This is a genomic window from Brevibacillus sp. IT-7CA2 (assembly GCF_949767855.1).
Classification (GTDB): domain Bacteria; phylum Bacillota; class Bacilli; order Brevibacillales; family Brevibacillaceae; genus Brevibacillus.
The window spans coordinates 1-22,957 of sequence record NZ_CATKQT010000019.1 but is presented as its reverse complement, the minus strand read 5'-3'; the positions used below and the strand labels follow the sequence as shown (position 1 = coordinate 22,957).

20 protein-coding genes are annotated in these 22,957 nt (G+C 44.1%); 15 read left to right on the top strand and 5 right to left on the bottom strand.

Going from position 1 to position 22,957, the window contains the following annotated elements:
• Nucleotides 1-47: 47 nt before the first annotated feature.
• Nucleotides 48-1,790, bottom strand: coding sequence for an RNA polymerase sigma factor (locus ACM6JA_RS12690; protein WP_414852576.1), 1,743 nt, complete (start codon nucleotides 1,788-1,790; stop codon nucleotides 48-50).
• Nucleotides 1,791-2,015: 225 nt separating this feature from the next.
• Between ACM6JA_RS12690 and ACM6JA_RS12685 the strand changes: the two genes are divergently transcribed.
• From ACM6JA_RS12685 to ACM6JA_RS12665, 5 genes are all read left to right on the top strand, one after another.
• Nucleotides 2,016-2,354, top strand: a complete 339-nt coding sequence (locus ACM6JA_RS12685) for a hypothetical protein (RefSeq protein WP_414852575.1) — start codon at nucleotides 2,016-2,018, stop codon at nucleotides 2,352-2,354.
• A 111-nt stretch (nucleotides 2,355-2,465) separates the two neighbouring features.
• Nucleotides 2,466-2,936, top strand: coding sequence for a hypothetical protein (locus ACM6JA_RS12680; RefSeq protein ID WP_414852574.1), 471 nt, complete (start codon nucleotides 2,466-2,468; stop codon nucleotides 2,934-2,936).
• Between the two features lie 28 nt (nucleotides 2,937-2,964).
• Nucleotides 2,965-3,693 (top strand): ATP-binding cassette domain-containing protein, encoded by a 729-nt coding sequence (locus ACM6JA_RS12675; protein ID WP_414852572.1) that lies wholly within the window; start codon nucleotides 2,965-2,967, stop codon nucleotides 3,691-3,693.
• Nucleotides 3,693-4,874 carry an ABC transporter permease gene (locus tag ACM6JA_RS12670; protein ID WP_414852571.1) on the top strand — a complete coding sequence of 394 codons (1,182 nt, stop codon included), beginning with the start codon at nucleotides 3,693-3,695 and terminating at the stop codon, nucleotides 4,872-4,874. The genes ACM6JA_RS12675 and ACM6JA_RS12670 overlap by 1 nt, the downstream gene beginning before the upstream one ends.
• Before the next feature lie 65 nt (nucleotides 4,875-4,939).
• Nucleotides 4,940-5,842 carry a DMT family transporter gene (locus tag ACM6JA_RS12665; RefSeq protein ID WP_414852570.1) on the top strand — a complete coding sequence of 301 codons (903 nt, stop codon included), beginning with the start codon at nucleotides 4,940-4,942 and terminating at the stop codon, nucleotides 5,840-5,842.
• Between the two features lie 72 nt (nucleotides 5,843-5,914).
• On the opposite strand, the gene ACM6JA_RS12660 is transcribed toward ACM6JA_RS12665, so the two are convergent.
• Complete coding sequence (locus ACM6JA_RS12660; RefSeq protein WP_414852569.1) at nucleotides 5,915-6,889, bottom strand: ROK family glucokinase; 975 nt, start codon at nucleotides 6,887-6,889, stop codon at nucleotides 5,915-5,917.
• Nucleotides 6,890-7,031: 142 nt separating this feature from the next.
• On the opposite strand from ACM6JA_RS12660, the gene ACM6JA_RS12655 reads away from it, so the two are divergent.
• A complete protein-coding gene (locus ACM6JA_RS12655; protein WP_414852568.1) occupies nucleotides 7,032-7,922 on the top strand; it encodes a diacylglycerol kinase in 891 nt (296 codons plus the stop codon).
• A gap of 119 nt (nucleotides 7,923-8,041) precedes the next feature.
• Nucleotides 8,042-9,484, top strand: a complete 1,443-nt coding sequence (gene rlmD / locus ACM6JA_RS12650) for a 23S rRNA (uracil(1939)-C(5))-methyltransferase RlmD (protein WP_414852567.1) — start codon at nucleotides 8,042-8,044, stop codon at nucleotides 9,482-9,484.
• A 355-nt stretch (nucleotides 9,485-9,839) separates the two neighbouring features.
• Here the strand turns inward: rlmD and ACM6JA_RS12645 are convergent, their stop codons facing one another.
• Entirely contained in the window at nucleotides 9,840-11,279 is a 1,440-nt protein-coding gene (locus ACM6JA_RS12645; RefSeq protein WP_414852566.1) for a hypothetical protein, read from the bottom strand.
• A 598-nt stretch (nucleotides 11,280-11,877) separates the two neighbouring features.
• On the opposite strand from ACM6JA_RS12645, the gene hsdR reads away from it, so the two are divergent.
• The 3 genes from hsdR to ACM6JA_RS12630 are packed head-to-tail and all read left to right on the top strand — an operon-like array spanning nucleotide 11,878 to nucleotide 18,038.
• Entirely contained in the window at nucleotides 11,878-15,087 is a 3,210-nt protein-coding gene (gene hsdR, locus ACM6JA_RS12640) for a type I restriction-modification system endonuclease (RefSeq protein WP_414852565.1), read from the top strand.
• 21 nt (nucleotides 15,088-15,108) lie between these two features.
• On the top strand, nucleotides 15,109-16,527 hold the full coding sequence (locus tag ACM6JA_RS12635; RefSeq protein ID WP_414852564.1) for an N-6 DNA methylase: 1,419 nt from the start codon (nucleotides 15,109-15,111) through the stop codon (nucleotides 16,525-16,527).
• On the top strand, nucleotides 16,527-18,038 hold the full coding sequence (locus tag ACM6JA_RS12630) for a restriction endonuclease subunit S (RefSeq protein ID WP_414852563.1): 1,512 nt from the start codon (nucleotides 16,527-16,529) through the stop codon (nucleotides 18,036-18,038). The genes ACM6JA_RS12635 and ACM6JA_RS12630 overlap by 1 nt, the downstream gene beginning before the upstream one ends.
• Before the next feature lie 659 nt (nucleotides 18,039-18,697).
• On the opposite strand, the gene ACM6JA_RS12625 is transcribed toward ACM6JA_RS12630, so the two are convergent.
• Nucleotides 18,698-19,210 (bottom strand): SMI1/KNR4 family protein, encoded by a 513-nt coding sequence (locus tag ACM6JA_RS12625; RefSeq protein WP_414852562.1) that lies wholly within the window; start codon nucleotides 19,208-19,210, stop codon nucleotides 18,698-18,700.
• A 243-nt stretch (nucleotides 19,211-19,453) separates the two neighbouring features.
• Between ACM6JA_RS12625 and ACM6JA_RS12620 the strand changes: the two genes are divergently transcribed.
• The 5 genes from ACM6JA_RS12620 to ACM6JA_RS12600 all read left to right on the top strand — a co-directional run bounded on the left by ACM6JA_RS12620 (nucleotide 19,454) and on the right by ACM6JA_RS12600 (nucleotide 22,429).
• Nucleotides 19,454-20,821, top strand: a complete 1,368-nt coding sequence (locus ACM6JA_RS12620) for a helix-turn-helix domain-containing protein (protein ID WP_414852561.1) — start codon at nucleotides 19,454-19,456, stop codon at nucleotides 20,819-20,821.
• A complete protein-coding gene (locus ACM6JA_RS12615; protein WP_414852560.1) occupies nucleotides 20,821-20,949 on the top strand; it encodes a hypothetical protein in 129 nt (42 codons plus the stop codon). Before ACM6JA_RS12620 ends, ACM6JA_RS12615 begins: the two co-directional genes overlap by 1 nt.
• A 125-nt stretch (nucleotides 20,950-21,074) precedes the next feature.
• On the top strand, nucleotides 21,075-21,386 hold the full coding sequence (locus ACM6JA_RS12610) for a Spo0E family sporulation regulatory protein-aspartic acid phosphatase (protein ID WP_414852559.1): 312 nt from the start codon (nucleotides 21,075-21,077) through the stop codon (nucleotides 21,384-21,386).
• Nucleotides 21,387-21,527: 141 nt separating this feature from the next.
• The gene (locus ACM6JA_RS12605; protein ID WP_414852558.1) at nucleotides 21,528-21,944 is read left to right on the top strand and encodes a hypothetical protein; all 417 of its coding nucleotides are present in this window, start codon (nucleotides 21,528-21,530) and stop codon (nucleotides 21,942-21,944) included.
• A 23-nt stretch (nucleotides 21,945-21,967) separates the two neighbouring features.
• Nucleotides 21,968-22,429 carry a hypothetical protein gene (locus tag ACM6JA_RS12600; RefSeq protein ID WP_414852557.1) on the top strand — a complete coding sequence of 154 codons (462 nt, stop codon included), beginning with the start codon at nucleotides 21,968-21,970 and terminating at the stop codon, nucleotides 22,427-22,429.
• Nucleotides 22,430-22,541: 112 nt separating this feature from the next.
• Here ACM6JA_RS12600 and ACM6JA_RS12595 read toward each other — a convergent pair whose 3' ends face one another.
• Nucleotides 22,542-22,727, bottom strand: coding sequence for a hypothetical protein (locus ACM6JA_RS12595; protein ID WP_414852556.1), 186 nt, complete (start codon nucleotides 22,725-22,727; stop codon nucleotides 22,542-22,544).
• Nucleotides 22,728-22,957: the final 230 nt, after the last annotated feature.

Below are 22,957 nucleotides of genomic sequence, written 5' to 3'. Positions count from 1 at the left end.
GTTTGACTGCGTTCTTATTTTTTTCTCGTCTATACGTGCGCGTGGTTCTAAGTGAGTCCCGTCTGTATTTGTTCCAGTACCGATACGGCAGCACGCTCATTTTGCTCAATCGCCTGCAACAACGCAATAGCCTGCCTGCCCTGCTCCGCATCGTTCGGCTCGCCTCCAGCCGGAAACGGGAAAAGCTTGCTTAACTTGTCAAAGCCATCAGCAATCGCCCCGTACAAGCTAGCCGCTTCTTTCATCAGCGGACGAACCTCATCAAACACAGAATCTGTCCACGTATCAACGATTTCGCTCCAGAAAAGAGAGGCGTAGCGGCGTGCATCCCCGTTCACCACGGTCGTATACGCGTTGCCATTCGGCTCAACCGTTCCCTTTTCAAAAGCTTCCTGCCAAGCAGCATAGGCGGCTAGACCATTGGCGCAGCTCTCGTCCTGCGGTTCTTCTCCACGATAATGAACGAGTGCAGATTGGAGGGCATTTGCGAGCATCGTGCGTTGATCGATCGGTAACGCACGGTCGATAGCAAGGACAAATAACTCCTCGAGGATACCCCGCCCCAAGTTTTCATAGGGAATGGTATTGTCGTTTCGGCAGTTGTCTCCTGCGTAAAACACTCTTTTTTCATCATCATAGCCGTAGATCAATCCGAACTCTGGCATGAACAGGTCCCAAGCAAGCACAGGGTGCCCTTTGTCGATGGAGCGGTGAACCAGCTCCAATGCTTCTGGCAAGAGGACAGAAAGCTGACGCTTCTGGCGTGCTTCCGGGCTGAGCAGCGAAGGTTCTACTTGATTGGCATTAATGCTTGGTTCGCAGGAAAGATGATACGAGGTGACGGCACGAGATTCAAAGCCCATGTTTTTCAAACCCTGCTGCAAGACTCGCTGAAAGTGAAACATCGTCGGGCCCGCAATATGGATATTTTCAGGAACGATCGTCAGGCGAAAGGCATGCCCGCTCAGTCCAAGGATCATCGGCAAAGACATTTTTCGTTCGGTCGATTCTACCAATCCGTGTAGTGCTGCTGCGCAAGTAACCCAAGTAGGCATAGTAAATGCTTCTGGTTTATTCAATACTGCTTGTTTCATACTCCCCGCAACCTTTCTCGTCTTCATGTATTGATCAACAACGACACGAGTTTTTTCCTGAATCAGTTTTTTGCGAGAACGCGATAGCACTTGGTAGACATTCGCCTGGGACATCTGGAACATGTGGGCGATCTCATGAGGGGCCAAATGGTCAAAAAAATGAGATTCCACGATGCGTTTCTCCCGAGGATTGAGGCAATACAGCAGGCTCCTGATCGTCTCAAACAGTTCACGCCGTACCATGACCTCTTCAGGATCGGTGTTCTGGGCAGAGTGTGACCAAGATCGTCCCAGCCTGTGCAGAATACTGTCGAGGTCCTCCCAATCAGTTGGTTCCTGCTCATACGTTTGTTTGCCCAGACTCGAGAAGACGGTCTCCCTTTTTTGAGACCCCTTCGAAAGCCGGGTGTACGCCTGATTGCGAACAATCCGATGCAGCCAAGGAAGGAAACGTCGGCTGTCCACCAGCGTTCCAAGGTGCAAAAAGGCGCGAATAAGAGCATCCTGAACGATGTCTTCGGCAAGAAAGGCTTCTTGTGTATACGACCGTGCATAGCCGTATACTTTGGAGCGATGACGCCTGACCAGCTCGCTAAACGCCTCCTGATCTCCGGCTTTTGCCTGCTCTACCAGAGCCTCGTCTTCTATCTGGGTGTGTTCCTCATGAGTCTTAGGCCTGATTATCAAGTGATCCATCGCAATAACTCCTCGTGATTTGTTGATTTACTGTGTAGACTTCTGGTTCTCGGATTATCTGACACGGGATGGTAAAAAATTTCGGAGTTTTTTAAACTGTTCTATCTAGTGTATCAGACAAATAAAGGCAGTGGTTTTTCCAATGGCAGATGACAAAGCAATTTGTATCCATTTCCACTCTCCCCTATAATGAACGTACAGGAAGAAAAAGGAGGATGGAAGTACATGAAGCTCATTTCTGTTGCAGGAGAAAGTGTGGCACCTGGAAAGGGTGGTTCACCGTCTGATACATTTGATCGTTCCATTGCTACGTGGCAAGAAAATGGTCAAGAAAAAACAATAACTGTCACTTATGTGCGTTATTTTGGCAAAGTGCTCGCTGAACAGGGTATTTATGATCAAGAGGCAGAAGGTGTTCCTGTTAGCCATTTGGTGGCGACTCTGTTTCTAGAAAAGAATCCAGAAGCAAAAGAAACCCGTCATTATATTAACGATACGGAGGCTTTCGTCGCTCTGTTTGAAGGCTTTTCCCTGACGAAGTGGAAAGAGCGTTATCCGCTGTAGGATACAAGGGTTACTGCTTTCAAAGTCAAAAGATTCTGATTCGCCAAAGACACATACGGGTAACTTTTGTGAGGGCATGCTAAGGGCAACCAATTATTGGAGGGAATTAGCATGTTTTCTATTTGGTTGCCGCTGGTGATGACGTCTTCTGCGCTTGTGTTTGGAGCAATACCTTCGCATGTCCCAACGACTACGACTTCCTCGGCGGCGTGGATGGTTGCTGTGCAGGAGTTTGATGCGTTTTTGCAGGACTGGAAAAAAGGGCAGTCGCTTGCGAACCTGCGTCACCCGCTTTTTGACCTCACGGGAGTTTCAGCGGTGTCAGGAATGATGGAGATCATCCGTTTTTCGGGAGAGGCCCACGGGCAAACCGGAGAAATTACCCTTTCGTTTTACACACTGGAAGGCGACAAGGTCTTTTCGCCCCCAGGCTCCGTGTCTGTCGCGCGAGTCGATGATAAGCGGCGGGAATTTCATGTCACGGGCGCCATTCCGCGGGTCTTGCGCGGGCGGACGGGTGTCGTACAGGTGACGTTTACAGGAGAAAAGCGGGCGTCGTACTTGCTGAAGGTACGATTCTAGTGAATATACGAGAGAGGAGGGGCTGCTGTTGATTGAGGTCAAGGATGTTAGCAAGCGATTCAAGGAGATCGCAGCGGTCCAGCATGTATCGTTTCGGGTCGAGGCAGGCGAGGTTTACGGACTTCTCGGAGAAAACGGTGCGGGAAAGACAACGACGATGCGTATGATGGCGACGGTTTTGAACCCGACAGAGGGAGACATCGAGATTAGTGGGTTTTCCGTTCGCCAGCAACCGCTTGAAGTGCGCCGCAGAATCGGCATTTTGTTCGGGGGAGACGTAGGTCTTTACAGCCGCTTGACAGCACGGGAAAATATCGCGTACTTCGGTCGTCTATACGGATTGGAGCAAGCGAGGCTTGAGGAGCGGATTCATAGTCTGAGCCAGATGCTTGAGATGGATGTTTTTTTAGACAGGCGAGTGGGGGCCTTTTCCCGGGGAATGAAGCAAAAGGTAGCGATTGCCCGGACGCTCGTACACGATCCGGATGTTATTCTGCTGGATGAACCGACGACAGGATTGGATGTAACGGCTGCTACCATCTTTCGAAGAATGGTCAGAAAGCTGCAAGAAGAGGGGAAGACGATTCTGTTTTCCAGTCACAACATGGGTGAGATTAACAAGCTGTGCAAAAGGGTTGCGCTCATGCACAAGGGTAAGCTGCGGTTCGCTGGGGGATTGGATGCTTTACGCGAGCAGTTTGGGATAGAGGATCTGGACGACATTTTCATGGCTGTCGTGGAAGGGAGCGAAGGCTGATGGGCTCGCATGTCGTTTGGACCGTATTGAAAAAAGAACTGATGGACTTGTTTCGCGATCGGAAGGCGTGGATGGGGACGCTCCTGGTGCCATTGCTCGTCATTCCGTTCGTCTTCTTTTTGCTGGGGACGTCCTATAGCAATGTGGAAAAAGAAGCGAGGGAGTACATCCCGTTAGCCGTTCAAGGATCATCCTCGTTGATTACCGTTTTGCAAAAAAATCCTGCCGTTCAAATTCTGGAGTCAGCCAATCCAGAGCAAGCACTGCAAGCAGGTCAGTTGCGCGCTATTTTGACGATTCCGGCTGGCTTCGATGAGGAGATCGCGGCAGGCAAAACAGCTCAGTTATCGGTTGCCTATGACTCCACCAATCAAAAATCTGTCTATGCCCGTACGTTAATCGAGCAGACAGTAGAGTCTTATAGCAAAGACGTCGTAGCGAAAAGGTTGAACCAAGCGGGCTTGTCCGAGCAGACGATTCAACCGATTGTCTCCACCTTTCAAAATGCAGCTTCTGAGGAAAGGAAGTCGGGAGGGATGCTGGCTGGCATCATTCCATTGATGTTGGTAGTCTCACTCGCATCCGCGGGAATGGCCGCAGCGAATGATCTCGTCGCCGGTGAGAAAGAGCGGGGAACGCTCGAATCGCTGTTGACGGCGCCGATTGCAGCCCAGCACATCCTCACGGCAAAGCTGTTGGCTGTCATGACCATGAGTACCATGGGGGCAGTAGCTTCGCTGATTTCTGTCACACTGGCCATGCGTCTGGGACCAATGGGGACGGAAGGAGATCATTTTACACTCGCATTCTTCTCGCCTGCCACTTTGTTGGTGCTAATTGTGACAATCTTGTTGTTGGCGGCGCTTTTTGCAGGGTTGGAGCTTGTTTTGAGTACGATTGCCAAGTCTTTTAAAGAGGGACAGACGTACATGAGTGCTGTCCTATTTTTGGCGATGGTCCCCTCGTACATGCTGATGCCAGTCAGTCCGGTCGACATCCCTGCGCATTACTACGTGATGCCCGTGTTCAACGGTGTCGCACTGTCCAAGGAAGTGTTTTATGGCAAGGTCGACCCTATGCATGCACTCCTGGGGATTGGCTCCTTGCTTGTCTATGTGGTTTTCACTATTTTTCTTGCGTCGCGCATTTTCCGCAGAGAAGGGGCGGGGTTGAAGCACTGACCGTAAAATTTTCAGACCTGTCGCATCACTCGTCGCTGTCATTTCGAGAAAGCTGGTGAAATGTTGTGAATCCGCTGTATGTCGGTGTGTTATATATTTTCGGATCGGCAGCTGGCTTTGGTGTCATGTCTATTTTTGCTGTGTACGCCTACGAAGCGGGTGTGTCTGTTTCGACGCTTTTGTTTTTGCGGTTTTTATTGGCGACTGCCCTGTTTTTTGGTCTGCTGCTCTGGCGCAAGGAGTCCCTTCGCTTGGATAAAAGACAGGTGCTCGCCATGTTTTGTCTCGGCGGGATTTTGTACACCCTGCAATCCCTTAGCTTTTTCTCGGCGGTGCAGTACATCCCGACCTCAATGGCGGCCTTGCTGCTGTATACATTTCCGGTGTTTGTTGCCATACTGAGCTACTTCGTCGAGAAAGAGCGGTTGACGAAAAAGACTGTCATCGCCATGCTGATCACACTCGTTGGTCTTGGACTAGTACTCGGCTTGTCATTTGGCGGGATTCAGCCGATTGGCGTATCGTTGGCTCTTGCTGCGGCGCTGTTTTATTCCGTTTATATTGTGGTGGGGAATCGGGTGGTAAAAGGCGTTTCGTCCTATGTAACATCTGCGTACATCGCCCTGTTTGCTACCATTTCTACTTTTTTCATTGCGCTAAAAGACGGTGGGGTCGATCTGACTTTTGCGGTGCAAGGGTGGTGGGCGCTTTTGGGGATCGTCGTTTTTTCTACGGTGGTCGCCATCAGTTTTTTCTTCCGTGGCTTGCAACTGATTGGCTCAACCAAAGCGTCGGTACTAAGCACGCTGGAGCCTGTTGTCACGTTTGGGTTTTCGGCGATGTTGTTTGGCGAAGCTTTTAGCTTGCTTCAACTGTTGGGAGGATGTGCAGTGCTCGTTGGTGCTGCGCTGATTGTTTCGGGGAAAGGCGGCGAGCCAGAGCTGGCACCCAGGCACGCTTCTTCATAAGGTCATACCAAAAAGACGCTCTTGCTGTGAGGATTCACGAGCAGGAGCGTCCATTCTTTTTATGTGGCCTGATCAGGATTCGTTCATCTGTGACCGGATTAACCAGCCCGCACCGTACACACCCGCATCATTGCCGAGTTGAGCAGGGACAATCTCTGTGGACTCGACGACGTAGGTGAATGGAACGAAGCGTTTGAATGATTCACGGATTCGGGAAAAGAGGAAGTCACCTGCTGCGGCCACGCCTCCACCGATCATAAACTTCGCGGGATTCAGTACATTCGCCAAATGAGAGAGAGCGAGACCGAGATAGAGCGCCACTTGATCGATAATGGCTAGAGCTGCTACGTCTCCTGCTACGGCTGCCTGGAGGACATCCTTGGCGGCAATGTTTCCTTTGGTGGCTAGTACAGCGGCAAGCGCCGGGCTTGATCCGTTTGTAGCGGCAAATCGCCCTTCTCGAATGATGGCAGTCGCAGACGTATATGTTTCGAGACAACCTGTTTTGCCGCAATTGCAAGGGGCACCGCTATCCGGGGTCATGGTGATGTGACCGATTTCGCCGCCAACACCGTTGATGCCATGGATGACCTTTCCATTCAAAATGACGCCTCCACCTACACCTGTGCCGAGTGTAATGAGAACGAGGTCTTGTGCACCTTGGCCTGCACCTTGCCACATTTCCCCGAGGGCTGCGACATTGGCATCGTTGTCGACCGCGACTGGCAGACCTGTAAGGGCTTCCAATTTTTCTTTTAATAAAACGGGTTGGCGCCAGTGAAGATTTACCGCTTGGAAGACGATTCCCTTCCCGCCATCGACAGGTCCGGGTACGCCTACACCGATTCCGCAGACTTGCGAAAGAGAATAGTCATGCTGTGCAAGAAGATCATGAGACATGTCTACGATTTTTTGCAAAATGCCATCCTCGCCGTCCGCAACAGGCGTAGGTTCTTGCATTTTTGTCACCAGCTCGCCGTCTGGCGTAATCAAAGCCATCTTGATTGCAGTGCCACCCACATCTACTCCCACGATGATCTTCTTCACAAGCGTCTCCCCTATCTCCTTGATTTCCATCTTTTTCTATCTTATCACGCTATATAGAGCATAGCGATTCCCAAAAATGGCTATACAGGATATGATGGAAGAGAGTACCCCCGTGAGCGAGGGAAGGAAGAAGGGATCTGCCTTGAAACGAGCCAGATTAATCTACAATCCAAGCTCCGGCCGGGAGATCGTGCGTCGGCGATTGCCGGAAATCCTCGATTTAATGGAGTCGGCCGGATATGAAACTTCATGCTATGCGACCAAAGGGGAAGATGATGCGACGGAAGAAGCTGCTCGTGCAGTAGCTCGAGGTTTTGACGTCATCCTGGCCGCTGGTGGAGATGGAACCATATATGAAGTAGTAAATGGGATGGCAGAGCATAAAGCGCGGCCAACTCTTGGAATAATCCCCTGCGGAACCAGCAATGATTTTGCCCGGGCGGTCGGCATACCGAAATCGATCACGCGTGCTACGGAAATTGTCACCAAGGGTAAGAAGAAACGCATTGACCTGGGGCGCATCAACAACCGCTATTTTATGAATATTGCGGGTGGCGGCTCGTTGACGAATTTGACCTACGAGGTCCCGAGCAAGCTGAAAACGCTCATCGGACAAATGGCGTATTACGTCAAGGGTTTGGAGAAGCTGCCGTCGCTGCACCCGATCCGTGTTCGTCTGGAGAGCCGCAAAGAGGTGCTGTTGGATGAAGAAATCATGGTGTTCCTCATTGCCAATAGCCGATCCGTTGGCGGCTTCGACAGGCTCGCCCCAGATGCGGACTTGTCAGACGGCAAGCTGGATGTCATCGTCGTGAAGAAGTTGAATATTGCGGAGTTTATTCGCTTGGCGACACAGGCGGTTCGCGGCGAGCACCTGAAGGACCCGAACATCCTGTATTTCCAGGCAGATTATATCAAAGCCACTTCACCGGGTGGCGAGACGGTTCAGCTCAATCTGGACGGAGAGCTGGGCGGACAGCTTCCTTGCGTGGTGGAAGCGTTGCCGGGGCATATCGAGTTGTTCGTCCCGTAAGAAGATAGTAAAATGAATAGCAAATAGCCGTGGGGATGCCGCTTTTCGCTGTGCATCCCTGCATGTTTCTTGGAGCGAAAACGAAAACCTATAGAGCAAGATAAAAGGAGCAATAGATAGTGGCGAAGACATCAAAGAAGCGGCGCGGTCCGCACCCGACAGCCAAAGTGGAGCTGGACGTTCCTGTACGTGTCGGACAAACCGTGGAAGTGGAGATAACCGGACTGAACCACGAAGGAGCAGGAGTCGGCCGGATTGAAGGATATACGCTGTTCGTAGATGGTGCACTTGCAGGAGAGCGGGTTCATGCGCGCGTCGATCATGTGAAGAAAAACTTTGGCTTTGCTAAGATGACGGAAGTGGTAGAAGCGAGTACCCATCGCTTCCTGCCGCCCTGTCCGCTGTACGACCGTTGCGGAGGCTGTTCGTTGCAGCATCTCGTATATGAGGAGCAGCTGCGACACAAGCAGCAAATCGTGCGGGACAACCTGCGACGAATTGGCGGTTTCCAAGTCGAAGGGGAAGGGGCCATTACCGTACATCCGACACTCGGCATGAGTGATCCGTGGCGCTATCGCAACAAGGCACAGGTACCGATCGGCGAGGAAAACGGGGCGTTGGTCGGCGGCTTTTACGCGGAGAAATCCCACTCGATCATCGACATGAACGAATGCCTCATCCAGCATCAGGCGAATGATGAAGCAGTGGCAGCCGTGAAGCAGGCGGCGACCAAGCTGAATATCAAGGCATATGATGAGGTACGCAATACCGGATTACTCCGCCATGTGGTAGTCAAGGTTGGTGTCAAGACGGGGGAAGTCATGGTCGTGCTCGTGACGACAGAGGAGCAGATTCCACAACGCGATGAGCTGGTGGAAGCGATTCGTGCACAGGTAGCTGGCGTGACGAGTATCGTGCAGAACATCAACCCGGACAAGACCAATGTTATTTTTGGCAAAAAGACCGTGACGCTTTGGGGCAGTGATGTGATTTACGATTATATCGGTTCGATTAAGTTTGCCATTTCGGCGCGTTCGTTTTATCAGGTCAATCCTGCTCAGACCGAGGTGCTGTACAACAAGACGTTGGAGTACGCAGGTGCGACTGGTACGGAGACGGTCATTGATGCGTATTGCGGTATCGGGACGATTTCGCTGTTTTTGGCGCAGAAGTCCAAGCATGTGTACGGTGTGGAGATTGTGCCAGAAGCGATTGAGGATGCGAATCGGAATGCACAGTTAAATGGCGTGGAGAATGCGACGTTTGAGGCAGGGCCTGCGGAGGTTGTCATTCCTGCTTGGAAAGAGAAAGGCATACGGGCGGATGTGATTGTCGTTGACCCTCCGCGTAAAGGCTGTGATGAGGCGTTGTTGACGACGATTTTGGAGATGCAGCCGGAGAGAGTGGTTTATGTGTCTTGTAATCCTTCTACGTTGGCGAGGGATTTGAAGGTGCTGGCTGAACGGTACGAGGTGAAGGAAGTGCAGCCGGTGGATATGTTTCCGCATACAGTACACGTCGAATCAGTCGCTTTGTTGATTCAGAATAAAACAAAAGGATAATTACATTGATTTTAAAGCTTTTTATTGCAATACAGAGGTACGAGGATTATTGTGCAGGGTGGGGTATATACCTTTGGTGCGAAATTGTTGCTAAATAATCGGTCTACTACAATAAACGACGCTGCAATTTCCAGGCGTCGTTTTATTTTATGTGCATTTGTTTTTATTGCACTGGGGGTGTAGACTACATTTCCGATTTTATTCGCTGCGTCTTTATCAGCCGTTTGTAAGGCATGTCCAGCCCGCTTGTACATGTATTTGTGATCAATTGGCAGCGAAACTCCATGGTCCAGTGATGCGGTTATTTAATAGTCATACTCATAGACATTTAATGCAGGTGTTCAGTGGCAGGTGATTAGAGTTTAGATGCTGAGGGTTTATTATCACGTGCGTCAATGACACATGCTTTTATATTCGCATTATGTTCTCTACTTATTTTTTCAGCCAATATTTTTATCTTCTCAGCTTTGTCTACTTCATCGTCACTTTGCAGGATAACTAAATAAACCCCATGTTTTATGCCTTCACTTTTTAGATACTGTGTCAATTGCTTTTCTAGTCCGTCAAAAAATTTGCTGTTGCTTGCTCGTTTTACTTCAAGCAGTACTCTTTGTTGATATCCAGTAGAAAACTTAAAATCTACTGGCCCTCGGCCAATATCGACTTCTCTGGAGATGTCAACATTATTAGCGTAGCAATAATGTTTCACGATGCCCAAGAAAAGAAGTTGGGATGCATTTTCGATTTTTGGCTTTTTATTTGGTTTTTCATTCCAAAGTAATTTATATCCGGCATTGTCAACGACGAAGTTTTCAAAGATTTTGACGAGACTATTTACAAATGTAGGCAAATCTTTCTCTTCACTAATAGATTCTAAGATAAATGGATGAACGTCTCTAAACTCTCTTGTTTGCTCGTACCAACGATAAAAACCGTATTTATCAAGGACTAGGTCATAAGGGAAGGAAAGACGCTTTTCTCGGAAATCAATATATTCCTTTACCAAATCAATATTGGAACGAGCAATTTTTATTATATCTTCCTTTTTAATTCGGTTTTTGACCTCGAAATTGAAATCATTTCGAAGTAGTTCATTTTCGCTTTCCCAGGCCCAATCAAGAAATTCCTGGGGGTTAATTGTAGATAGTTCTCTAAGTACGTTCTCAGGGATAAGTAGGATAGGAACGGGCTTTTTTCCAAGAATATTAACAGGTAAGTCAACAAACTCGTTCTCCCAACGCAGAAATGTTTCGTTAAAACTGGAGTGTCGTACCTTTATGCGTTCCATTGGAACATTATGTCTCTTACAAATGTCTTGAGTGTATCTTATGATATCGGATTTTAATATATTTGCAGTAATATCACTAATTCTATCTCTGCCGATTCCTTTTTCAAGGATAGACATTTCCTCAAAGTGGACCATGTTATGTATCCCTAACTTTATTGAATCAACCATTACAGCTGCGATTTTTTTAGAAAATCCGGGCCCGGAACCAGAACCGTCTGTATCTCCACCCGCGTAACCTAAACACAATTCTTTTGCTTCAGGAAATGAAAGAATACTTAACAATTTTTTGTATGACACTGATTTAGAGTTTCCCCCACTTTTGGCTGCCAATTCAAATGCTTTCTGAAAGAAGTTTACGATTTTACTATGGGACCCAGCAAAAAAACCTTTCTGTTGTTGGAACAACAAGAATGGGTCAATGAAGAGTTGAGTATCAACAGTTAATATAGGATCAAACCAATCATCATCTGACTGTTTTTTAATGCTAAAAACCTCTGAAAAGAGCACTCCTCATCCCTCAGTTCGGCAATAAATTACAATTCTTTACAATGAAGATAACATGCTCTAATTATTTTGGATACAACAAAAAATACGGAAGCCATTAAAAAAGAAGAGGAGTCTTTTTAGATATGTTTTTAATTGCAAATTCGAGCCTCGTCTCTGTGACGAGGCTCGAAATAATGGGGAGGAAAAGACTAGTTTGACGTCAATTGGGATTATATACAATAAGGGAAATGGTGTTAATATGGTGCTAACTTTAGATGGAACATTAATAAAAGTTGTTATAAACATGAGTAGTGTAACTACCGTTGTCAGTGTTTGTTTGAGTTAGTTTTTTTAAGGATCGCATAAAATATAAAGAAAGAATGCAGATAGCAAACTTTAATACTTTATAAAAAATCCGCCGTCACTCGCATACAAGGCATGTGGAGAGTGTGGAAGTATGGAATTTTTGAATTATAATTACTTTTCGGAGTAACTTGTCTTTTTACATAGGAAGTTCTTTGAATAAATTTTGTATTTTTACAATTATTTAACTGGTTTATAGTAAATTTGTACTATAATTGTATTTGAGAACACCTCATAACTAGGACGTGATAGGTTGATGGCGGGTAACTTTTCTTTTCTAGCGATCAAATGGCCAGTTCTTTCTAATTTAGGACAACAGGCAGAGAGTAACCTACACCAAGACCCTAACACCACGCTAATAAAACTTAGGCTCTACGCTGAAACAGTAGCGAAAATAATTTTTGCCACTGAGAGGTTAAGAGAACCTCAAGATAACTCTCAAGATACACGTTTACGGATGTTAAGTAGACAAGATTTTTTTCCACAAGAATTATTGCCAGTGTTCCATACGATTCGTAAAACAGGGAATAAAGCTGTTCACGCTTACTATAGTTCATTTGATGAGGCGAAAGACAATCTTTATCTGGCTTTTCGCATAGGTGTATGGTTGATGCAAACCTATGGACAATGGGACTTCGAACCGGAAAAGTACGTTATTCCAAAACCCATTGAGCTGTTTTCCGCTGAAGCCAAGGAAGAAATGGCACGGGAGTACGAAACCAAGCTCACAGAGCTACAAAAAGAATTAGAGTTGTTAAGGCAGCGGGAACAGACTATCGAAGAAGTAACACAACGAAAAGTACGATCTCAACGGGCAGCAGATCGAATGTTAGACGAAGCGGAAACTCGAATCCATCTTATTGATCAGCAACTTCAGCAGGCTGGTTGGGAAGTGAATTCAGAAACTTTGAGATTCTCTAATGGTACTCGTCCAGAGCCAGGGCGTAACTTGGCAATTGCAGAATGGCCTGTTAAACAAGGGCGCGCTGATTATGCGCTATTTTGTGGAATGCAGCTTGTCGGAATCATTGAGGCCAAACGGAAAAATAAAGATGTCGTCGATGATCTTGATCAGGCAAGAAAATACGCAAAACGCCTAATCAAGAAAGAAAATGAGGTATTTACTGGTCAATGGGGAGAGTATAAAGTTCCGTTCATTTTTGCGACCAACGGCAGAAAGTTCCTCAAGCAGCTTGAGACGAGGTCAGGAATTTGGTTTCACGATATTCGAAAAAATACCAACCATCCTCGCCCTTTAATGGGTTGGTTTACTCCTGATTACCTACTACATTTATTGCAAGCTGATCAAGAGGTTGCTGTTCGGAAGTTGCGTGATGAACCACTTGATTATCTCGGTTTACGTGAATACCAACTTAAGGCGATTCGTGCAGTAGAGGAAGCGGTTGCCCGGGATCAAAGGGAAGTTCTTGTAGCAATGGCAACCGGTACAGGGAAAACCAAAACAACGATTGGATTAATCTATCGTCTGATAAAGTCGAAAAGGTTTAATCGTATTTTGTTTCTGGTGGACCGAACCGCATTAGGTGAACAAGCTACAGATGCTTTCAAGGAATCAAAAATGGAGAATTTTCAAGCATTTACTGAAATTTATGAGCTTCAGGAATTAGATGACAAAACCCCTAACAGGGAGACCAAAGTCCATATTTCAACGGTACAGGGAATGGTCAACCGAATTTTATACAGTAATGATCCGTCCGTTCTACCTACAGTCGATCAATACGATTGTATCGTTGTCGATGAAGCTCACCGGGGCTATACATTGGACAAGGAAATGACGGATATAGAGCTCGAATTCCGCGATCAGGCTGATTACCAGAGTAAATACCGAATGGTAATTGACTATTTTGATGCGGTAAAAATAGGGCTTACTGCTACGCCAGCGATCCATACTACCGATATTTTTGGGAAACCCGTATTTCAGTACACATACCGGGAGGCTGTCATTGACGGCTACTTGGTAGACTACGAAACACCTTATGAATTCGATACGATACTAAAGAAAAACGGGATTAAGTTTGAAAAAGGTAAAGAAGTCACTTATTTTGACCGTGCAACAGGAGAGTTAGATACTGCCATTCTTGAAGATGAGGTAAACCTGGATGTTGAGAAATTCAACAAGCAAGTAATCTCAGATAGCTTTAACAGAGTTGTACTAACGGAGCTTTTGAATTATATCGACCCATTTGATTTAGGGAAAACCCTCATCTTTGCGGCTAACGATGTACATGCAAACGATGTTGTTAGGATACTAAAGAAGCTCCTGGAAGAGATATATGGTGAAGGAGAAATTGATGATCGCCTAGTGATGAAAATTACAGGTTCAATCGATGATCCACAAGCAGCTATTAAACAGTTCAAGAATGAAACCAAACCCAACATAGTGGTAACGGTTGATCTTTTAACCACAGGCATAGACGTACCAGAAATCTGCAATCTTGTTTTCTTACGTCGTGTAAAATCCCGTATTTTATATGAGCAGATGATAGGGCGTGCAACAAGACTTTGTGATAAAATTGGCAAGCAGTATTTCCGTATCTTTGATGCTGTCGGGTTATATAATGCATTGGATGAAGTAAACACTATGAAGCCAGTGGCACCTAATCCGAAAGTGAAATTTGATCAGCTTGTGCAAGAGCTATCGTCGATGTCAGATGAAAAGGCGCAGAAAAAGCACCTGGATGCGATAATCTCGAAACTTCAATCAAAAAAGCGCTTGGTTAATGAAGAGGTAAAAGAGAAGTTTAAAATTCTTTCTGGCGGCAAAACAGTTGACGAGTTAATAACCTGGTTAAAGACAGCACAGGTTGAAGAAACAAAACAAAAACTAGTGGAAAGCCAGCGCATGATTGATTTCTTAGATGAGAATTGGGGAGTACCAGCAAAGGTGCTCATTTCAGAAGACCAAGACAAATTAATAGAAGTGAAGCGAGTTGTAAAGACACCTGAGGATTATCTGGATGAGTTTAGTCAATTCGTGAAAGACAATATTAACCGTATCCCGGCTATTAAGCTCATCTGTGAAAAACCGAGTGATCTCACAAAAGAAGACCTGAAATATCTTTTGTTAGAGCTTGAGCAAAATGGGTTTAAGGAGACAGATTTAAACACTGCATACACCCAATTGACTAACGAGGAAATTGCCGCAAGTATCATCGGTTTTGTAAGAAGAGGTGCTCTCGGGGATGCTCTTATTAGTCACGAAGAGAGAGTAGAGAATGCCATTAAGAAGATTCTCAAGATAAAACAATGGAATTCTGCCCAGAAGCGATTTATAGAGAACATTGGGAAGCGGTTAAAAAGAGATAAGGTTCTGGATCCAGTAGCAGAAAAAGCATTCAATATGGAGCCATTTAAAAGCGAGGGCGGCTTCAAACGTGCGGAAGTGATTTTTGAAGGAAAAGCTCAAGAAGTGCTTACCATTATTAACGAGTCTCTATATGCGTAACGAGAGGGAGATTGAATAGTAATGAATAACAACGAGATTGTACAAAAGCTTTGGAACCTTTGTAACGTGTTACGAGATGATGGGATTACTTATCATCAATATGTTACGGAGCTAACCTATATTCTATTTTTGAAGATGTTGAAAGAGAAAGAGAATGAGGAATTGATCCCGGTGGAATATCGCTGGGATTCCCTTGTTTCCAAAGACGGAACAGAGTTATGGAATCATTATCGTCAGCTTCTGCTTGATCTTGGGACGAAGGGGAATAAATTGGTTAAAAGTATCTATACAAGCGCTTCTACCAATATTACACAGCCAAAAAACTTAGAGAAAATCATCAAGTCAATTGATGATCTTGATTGGTATAGTGCAAAGGAAGAAGGACTAGGTGATCTCTACGAGGGATTACTTGAGAAAAATGCCAGCGAGAAGAAATCTGGTGCAGGACAATACTTTACCCCACGTCCACTTATTAACGTCATGGTCAAACTTATTGATCCGCAACCGGGGGAGCTTTGTAACGACCCAGCAGCGGGAACGTTTGGCTTTATGATTGCTGCGGATGCCCATGTAAGAAGTAAGACGGATGACTATTGGGATTTAGAAGATAAGAAGATAGATTTCCAGAAGAAACAGGCGTTTAGCGGTATTGAGCTGGTTCAAGAAACCCACCGTTTAGCCTTAATGAATGCTATGCTACATGGAATCGAAGGGGAAATCGAGTATGGGGATACTCTTTCTAGCATAGGTAAGAACTTTAGAGAAATGGATGTTATCTTAACAAACCCACCATTTGGTACAAAGAAGGGCGGAGAGAGACCGACTCGTGATGACTTAACATACGTTTCTTCCAACAAACAGCTAAACTTCTTACAGCACATTTATCGTGCCCTACACACCAGGGGAACTGCAAGAGCAGCAGTTGTATTACCTGATAACGTGCTCTCCCAAGACGGTGATGGCCAGAAAATCCGAGCTGACTTAATGGATAAGTGTAACCTCCATACCATCCTTCGTTTACCTACAGGTATCTTCTATGCTCAGGGAGTTAAGACGAATGTGCTTTTCTTCACGCGTGGTAAAATTGAGGAAGGCAACACAAAAGAGGTATGGTTCTATGACATGAGAACGAACATGCCAAGTTTCGGAAAGAGGACCCCGTTAACTGATGACCATTTTACCGGCTTTATTGCAGCATATACCGCAGAGGACCGCAATAAAATAATGGATGACCGTTGGGCCCGCTTCACACGTGAAGAAATTGCTGCTGAGGGAGACACCCTTGATTTAGGTCTAATTGCAGATGACGCTCTTTCCTCCTATGAGGATCTGCCTGATCCATTAGAATCCGTTGAAGAAGCTGTAGGGAAATTGGAGCGAGCAATTTCTTTATTTAATGAAGTAGCCAAGGAACTGAAAGCAGCTGAGGAGGGTCATTAGTGAGCAAGAAAGGCAGCAAGTTAAAGAAGACCCTTGATGAGTCATTGGAAGCAGTAATGGTTCCTGAAGATAAACAGTCTTATGAAGCACCGGATAATTGGGTTTGGGTGAAGCTAGGGAAAGTTCTAAAAGCTATGGAGACCAGAGATCCTACTAAGTTGAACTCAGATACTTTTACTTACATTGATATCGAATCAATAGATAACAGGAATCAAAAGATTGAATCTCCCAAAGAATTATTCATTTGGGAAGCTCCTAGCCGAGCAAAGCGAGCAGTAAACGAAGGGGATGTGTTAATTTCTCTTGTAAGACCTTACCTGAAGAACATAGCAATGGTTGAAACCTGCCATAATGAAGCTGTTGCTTCTACAGGGTTTTATGTATGTAGAACATTAGATTTATTGGATAGTACATTTTTATATTATTTTTTGAGAACAGATGTAATGACTAGTTATTTAATTTCTAAAACAAAAGGAGATAATTCTCCCTCGGTTAGAAGTGAGGACTTCTTATCCGGAAGTATCCCGCTTCCCCCTCTCCACGAACAAAAGCGAATTGTAGAACGGGTAGAGTCCCTGTTGGAGAAGATCAACGAGGCGAAGCAGTTGATAAATGATATTCCAAGAAAGGTAGACCAATTACGAAAATCAATTGTAATGAGGTTGTGTTCAGGAGATCTAACAGTTAATTGGCGAAATATGAATTTGGACAGAAGAACAGCCAGAGAGCTTCTCGATGAAATAAATATGAATGTTGACGTACAAACTAAATCAAAAAAAAGAATAAGAAGTATTAATGATGAAATTGATGTTACTTCATTACCAGAAATACCTGAAACTTGGACTTGGGAAAGGCTTATTAATATTTCAGATATTCAAGGTGGCGTAACAAAGGGTAAAAAATATGGTGAAAAAACTAAGGTAAGTGCACCCTATTTACGAGTTGCCAATGTTCAAGATGGATTTCTTGATTTGACTGAGATTAGGGAAATTGAGGTGCTGCCAGAAGAAAGAGAAAAATATTTACTAAAAGAAGGTGATATACTATTTACGGAAGGTGGAGATAGGGACAAGCTTGGTAGAGGTACAGTCTGGAAGAATGAAATAGTTAATTGTATTCACCAGAACCATATTTTTAGAGCTAGATGCTTCGAGGGTATTTCGCCAGAATATATTTCAATTGCAACAAAAACCGAGTTTTCAAAGACGTATTTTTTTAAGAATGCGAGACAGACTGTTAATCTTGCTTCAATTAATTTAACAACGTTAGGTCAAATTCCAATACCAATTCCACCAAGTGAAGAGCAACAAGAGATAGTAAATATTTATAGTAATTTAACTAGATACCTTGATGAAATAGAACAACAATATTTATCTACTAAGAAAAAACTGGAATTAATCACACAATCCATCCTATCTAAAGCTTTTCGTGGGGAACTTGGAACCAACAATCCTGAGGAAGAAAGTGCAATTGAAATATTTAAAGAGTCATTAGCACAACAGTTGAATTAAGAAGTTTGGGAATGCCTAAGGGCATTCTTTTTTATAATAGAAAATTGGGTTGACCCGCCTCCCAGGATATTGGCAAGAGTCCATTTGAAATTGACTCCAAGTTCTTCAGAGGGATAGCCTATCATATGGTTGAAAGATGATTTAAACCTTATGACAGGTGAAGATAACCAATGGTTTCTTATGTTGGAGTGAAGGTTTACTATGTTAATTCTTGTTTTCCTATCTCAATCCTCTAACGTGATTTTATATGCTGTAGGGTGGTACCTAGCATTGTGAATGTCAGTACTTTTTCTTGATCACGATAGTATCCCTCATCCCATAGAACCTTCGTAATCAGTTCACCATATTTTCCACTGGTAGGTTCCAATTAGTATTAAAGAATTCACTAGGAGAAAGTGAATGAGTCTTTGCATTTTGTTTTCAGTTTTAAGAAAACCTGGTATCCTTTCACTGGTAAAATTAATCTTAATGGTTTTCTTGCTTCTTCTAATATTGCTATTAAGAAATTTTAAATATTTCCGTAAAAGAGGCAAAAGCGGCGCTGGGATTACCTCCAACTTACAGAAAAAAAGCTGAGAGCTTAGTCCCAGCTTTTTGGCAGTCATGCATTAGTCGTCCGATTCATCCTGAAGACACACTATAAAAGGCGTCCTTTTTTCTTACTCTTCCTCCTCAATGGGTCGATCCCAAAACTCAATTCCGTCATGCTCAATAAGTTGTTCCAGCAACTCTGTGAACGTCAGGTCTATGTCGATAGTATCGTCTGGTAGTATCGATCCAACCCACGTAAGGTAACCTTTGCCACTATGTATTCTATCTTGATCCACACATATACAGCTATTTGAGATATCGCTCCAAACGATAGGATAGTAAGGATGGTCGATGCTGTAGGCTTTCCAGTACCCAATGACGAGCTCGGTACTTAGCACATCATAACCCCCAGAGTTATGCTCGGCGCTCTTGAATAGTGTTGCACTTTCGTAGTGGCTTAAAAAACTGACGTAATCCTCTGGTAACTCAAACGATTTTAATTTCTCTTTTGTGTTTGTGATAGACTCGTTCGAGAAGTAGAATGTAAATTGATATTTTTCGTTTTTGATATGAACGTTCCCGTCTACACTTGTCTTACTTCCCCTGATCTTACTAATGAGGGCTTCAAAAGGATTACTCACAGGATCACATCCTTCAATGAGAATAGGCAATGTCAATTGAATGACAGCTCAATTTTACATTAATTTCCTCGGTAACTTCTCCACCAGTAAGTGACATCATCATGATACAGGGTGTACTCTATATCGACAAATCATGCAGGACAATAGCTTTTTCTTCCAAATATTTACATACAAACACTCCTTCTGTAAAATATAGGAAGCTTGATGTTTCTTTTGTTATTGCTAAGGAGGAGTAGGTTTAATATGCAGGAAGGCAAAATAGTTCAACGATCATTACGTTCGGAAATTGAACATCACCTAAAAGAACGTGGTTACACACTGACTAAACTTGGCGAGATAACGGGTATTAATCAGGGAGTACTGAGCGACATCTTGAATCGAACTCCTTCTCGGGCTATGACGATTGGTCATCTAGACGCGCTTGCGGTAGCTTTTAAACAGGCTCTTGGGTGGTTGTATGAGCTGTATGTAACGGAATGTTTCGTCGAGGGAAGAGTGTCTCGTTCACGAGTTATTCCCTATCTGGTTCGATGCGCAGAAATTGGCAGACAAGATTGCATCGAGTTAATTGTTCCTAACCTCTTGGAAAATCAGAAAAACCTGTCCATTCTGTTTTCGGTGGCAGAGAAGCTTTTTGCAACTGGGAAACGAGAGGAGTCAATCCCGTTTTACCAGCTTGTAATTGAAGCTGAAAAAGACAGCCATGGTGATCGTTTTGTAATGTCTCAGTATCGGCTTTTTCGTGCGGCACAGGGAGGAACTGATTCAGAGAAAAAATGGGAAGCAGTCATCCGTTTTAATCCTTATCGAAAGAGGCTGCCAGAAAATCATCAATTAGACGCGCTGCTACAGTTAGCAAACGTCTGCTTTACACTCCACAATTGGAAGGAGGTAGAACGATATGCAGATGAGTTAAGAGAGTTAGCAACTATAATCTACAATGAGGAAGTACAAAGATGGGAAATTGATGGTGTGGGAGGAATACTTGAAACAGAACGCCATCTCGTTGTTTATTATGGACAAGGATTCTTACTAAAAGGACTCGCATTACAATTACAAGAGCGATATGAAGAAGCGATCAGTTGTGTTCAAGAATATACGGAGCTGGGATGGTTTAAATTCCGTGATGAACTTGCTGAAATGGAAATTGAAAAGTTTCGAGGGTGGGCAAAAGCGAATCACTACACGTTGAATCTATTAATGGGGCGTACAGAACTACTTTCTGAGTATGTAAATCATCTAGCCAATAACCCACCAGAAATTTTGGCGGGTATGTTTACCATTATGGAGACGGCCAATCGATTCGGACTATCTGTAGATGACGTTGTGGAGCGTTTTTCTAAGGATATCGCTTGCTTTCAAGACTATGAAGATCCTTTTAGTCTTACCCGTCATCTTCATTTTCGGTATCATATAGCGATATATCAGCTTCATAAGGGGCGAATTGCTGAAGGTATTGCAGAAACACTACGCTGCCTTGCTTTAGCGAGCAGGATGAAGGAGCAAGAAAAGTTCCAAAGATGTGTCGCTATGTTCTGGAAATATCGACATAGTACTTCTGATCAGCAGATAAATGATTTTCAAAACATTTTGGAAGGGAGAAAAAAGTAATGCGAAATATGTTACTGCTACTTACTGTCCTATTCGGACTGTCTCACGGAATGGTTGTACCAGATCATCAAGAGGTACGAAACGGTCATCACGTAGTTATCAAGTATACCCATGGTGCAGGAGGCTAAGCTGTAGAAAAACACCCGAAAGGGTGTTTTTTATCATTCAAAATTTTTCAAAGGTCCGTTTACTGAATGTTGGTATATAGTTATAAATGTACATAAATTAATGTACAAAAATGTAAAAAAAGGAGGTGAAACCCATAGGAGCTATTGCATATGAAAAGGGCGTTCCTCCCCATTGCCAGGTTAAAGGAACGCCCGCAGGAGGAGCAGTTAAAGCTCCTATAAGTAAATGTACCACGCTACTCTTAGATCGGGAAGGAGGAACTTATCAGGAAATAGATCATTTAAAGAACATTGTGGAACAATTGCGGGAACAACTTGTGCAATTGTTTTTAGAAAAGAATGATTTGTTGGATGATGAAGTCGTGGAATTAAGTCAGCAATTGGATCAATACATTCTCGTAATTCAATCAAAAATGATTCAAAAAAGTAGAAAATAAGGTGTTCTTTGTTACAGGAGGGAATCTACAAACCTGAGTATGCCTAATGTTAATAAAAATGGTAAATTATACCTATATGGTAATCTAGCTTATTTCAATAAAATTAGGGCAATCTGGAAATCTATTATTCTGGAGGTTAGTATGAAAAAACGACTTGTCCGAATTACCGCTCTTTCAACAGTATTAGGTACTCTCGCTTTATCTGCTTCAATCGGTCTTGCAGCGGAAGAAGATAGTGTTAAACCCATGGGCGATGGTACCGATTTTAGCATCACAGGCAAAAGATCATGGGCTGACGGTACTCGTAATACTGTTAATTTGTCAGCCTATACGGAGGGAGAAGGAAGGGATCTTACAAAAGTAAGAGTTTACTCGTACTTCTATATCAATGGCGATTTAAAGCATAAAGACTACGATAACGATCCTTCTTATGCTTCTGTCGAGTACGAAAAGAAGGTTACAAATTTGATTGACACTGAAATTAGATCATCCCACTACGCTTACAATAGTTTTGGAGACAAAATTGAACGAGTTTCCGAAGCTTATTGGCCTGAATAATAACCCGAAGGAGGTAGAGTAGTATGAAAAAACGAAATGCAATTCTTTCTGGTCTTGTATTAGCTGGCGCTGTATTAGCTGGTGGCAGTCTATATGCGAGTGAAGATACTAAGTCGTATGTAAAAGGTAATCACCTAAAGGCACTGGAAGCAGTAGGAATTGAAGCGAAAGCTAAAGATCTGGGAGTAATGAAAACCATAACCGATGACAATGGTAAGAAATGGGTCTTCAATGAGTTTACAAAAAGTACAAAGCTTATAGAAGCAATGGAAGAAAAATATGAAGAGGATGTAGCTGGTGCGTTTATTAGCGTACAGGACGAAATTATGCAAGCGCACGCTAAACCCGGCGATTCCATTCCGACTATTGTTTTGGATGAAGCATTAAAAGAAGGCTATTTCGCATTTAGTAGAAAAGATGGGGAAACCTTGTCTTTCAAAATCAAGTATGATAATGGATCGTGGGAATACGAGTTGGAAAAATAATCTCGAATTTGATTCAGTATGAACGTTGCACTACATGAAAAGGCGACTCTAAAATTGAACGCATAACGTAAAAAAGCCCTCCTCGGGTTATTTCGAAGGAGGGCTTCGCCTTTTAGAATACAGTTAAGATTAACTCAAAAGCCTTTTTGAGCGATTGGACTTGTTCATCTGACAGTAGCCCGTACCCTGCTCCTACAATTGCAAGAGCTCCCCCGACGCTCATCAAAACTCCCTGTTTCTTCTTGTTTATTTTATCCATGTATTGTTTGAATTCGAGTGAATAGCGTTTTCGTTGCATAAAAAATTCCCCTCTGGTCTTCTGTTACCAGCTTAACAAGATAAGGGGTTAGGACTAAAATCCAATTTTGGGGCTTTAGAGAGACGATTCAATTGTTAATGTTTAATTTAGATTCTGTTTTGTAGAGGAGTCCCTCTGTAACGTTGATGTATCAAGAGTTTCGATATTAAAAGGGGTGTCTCTCAGTCGAAAAAATCGACTTTTGAAACAGCCCCTTCTTTATTTCCACT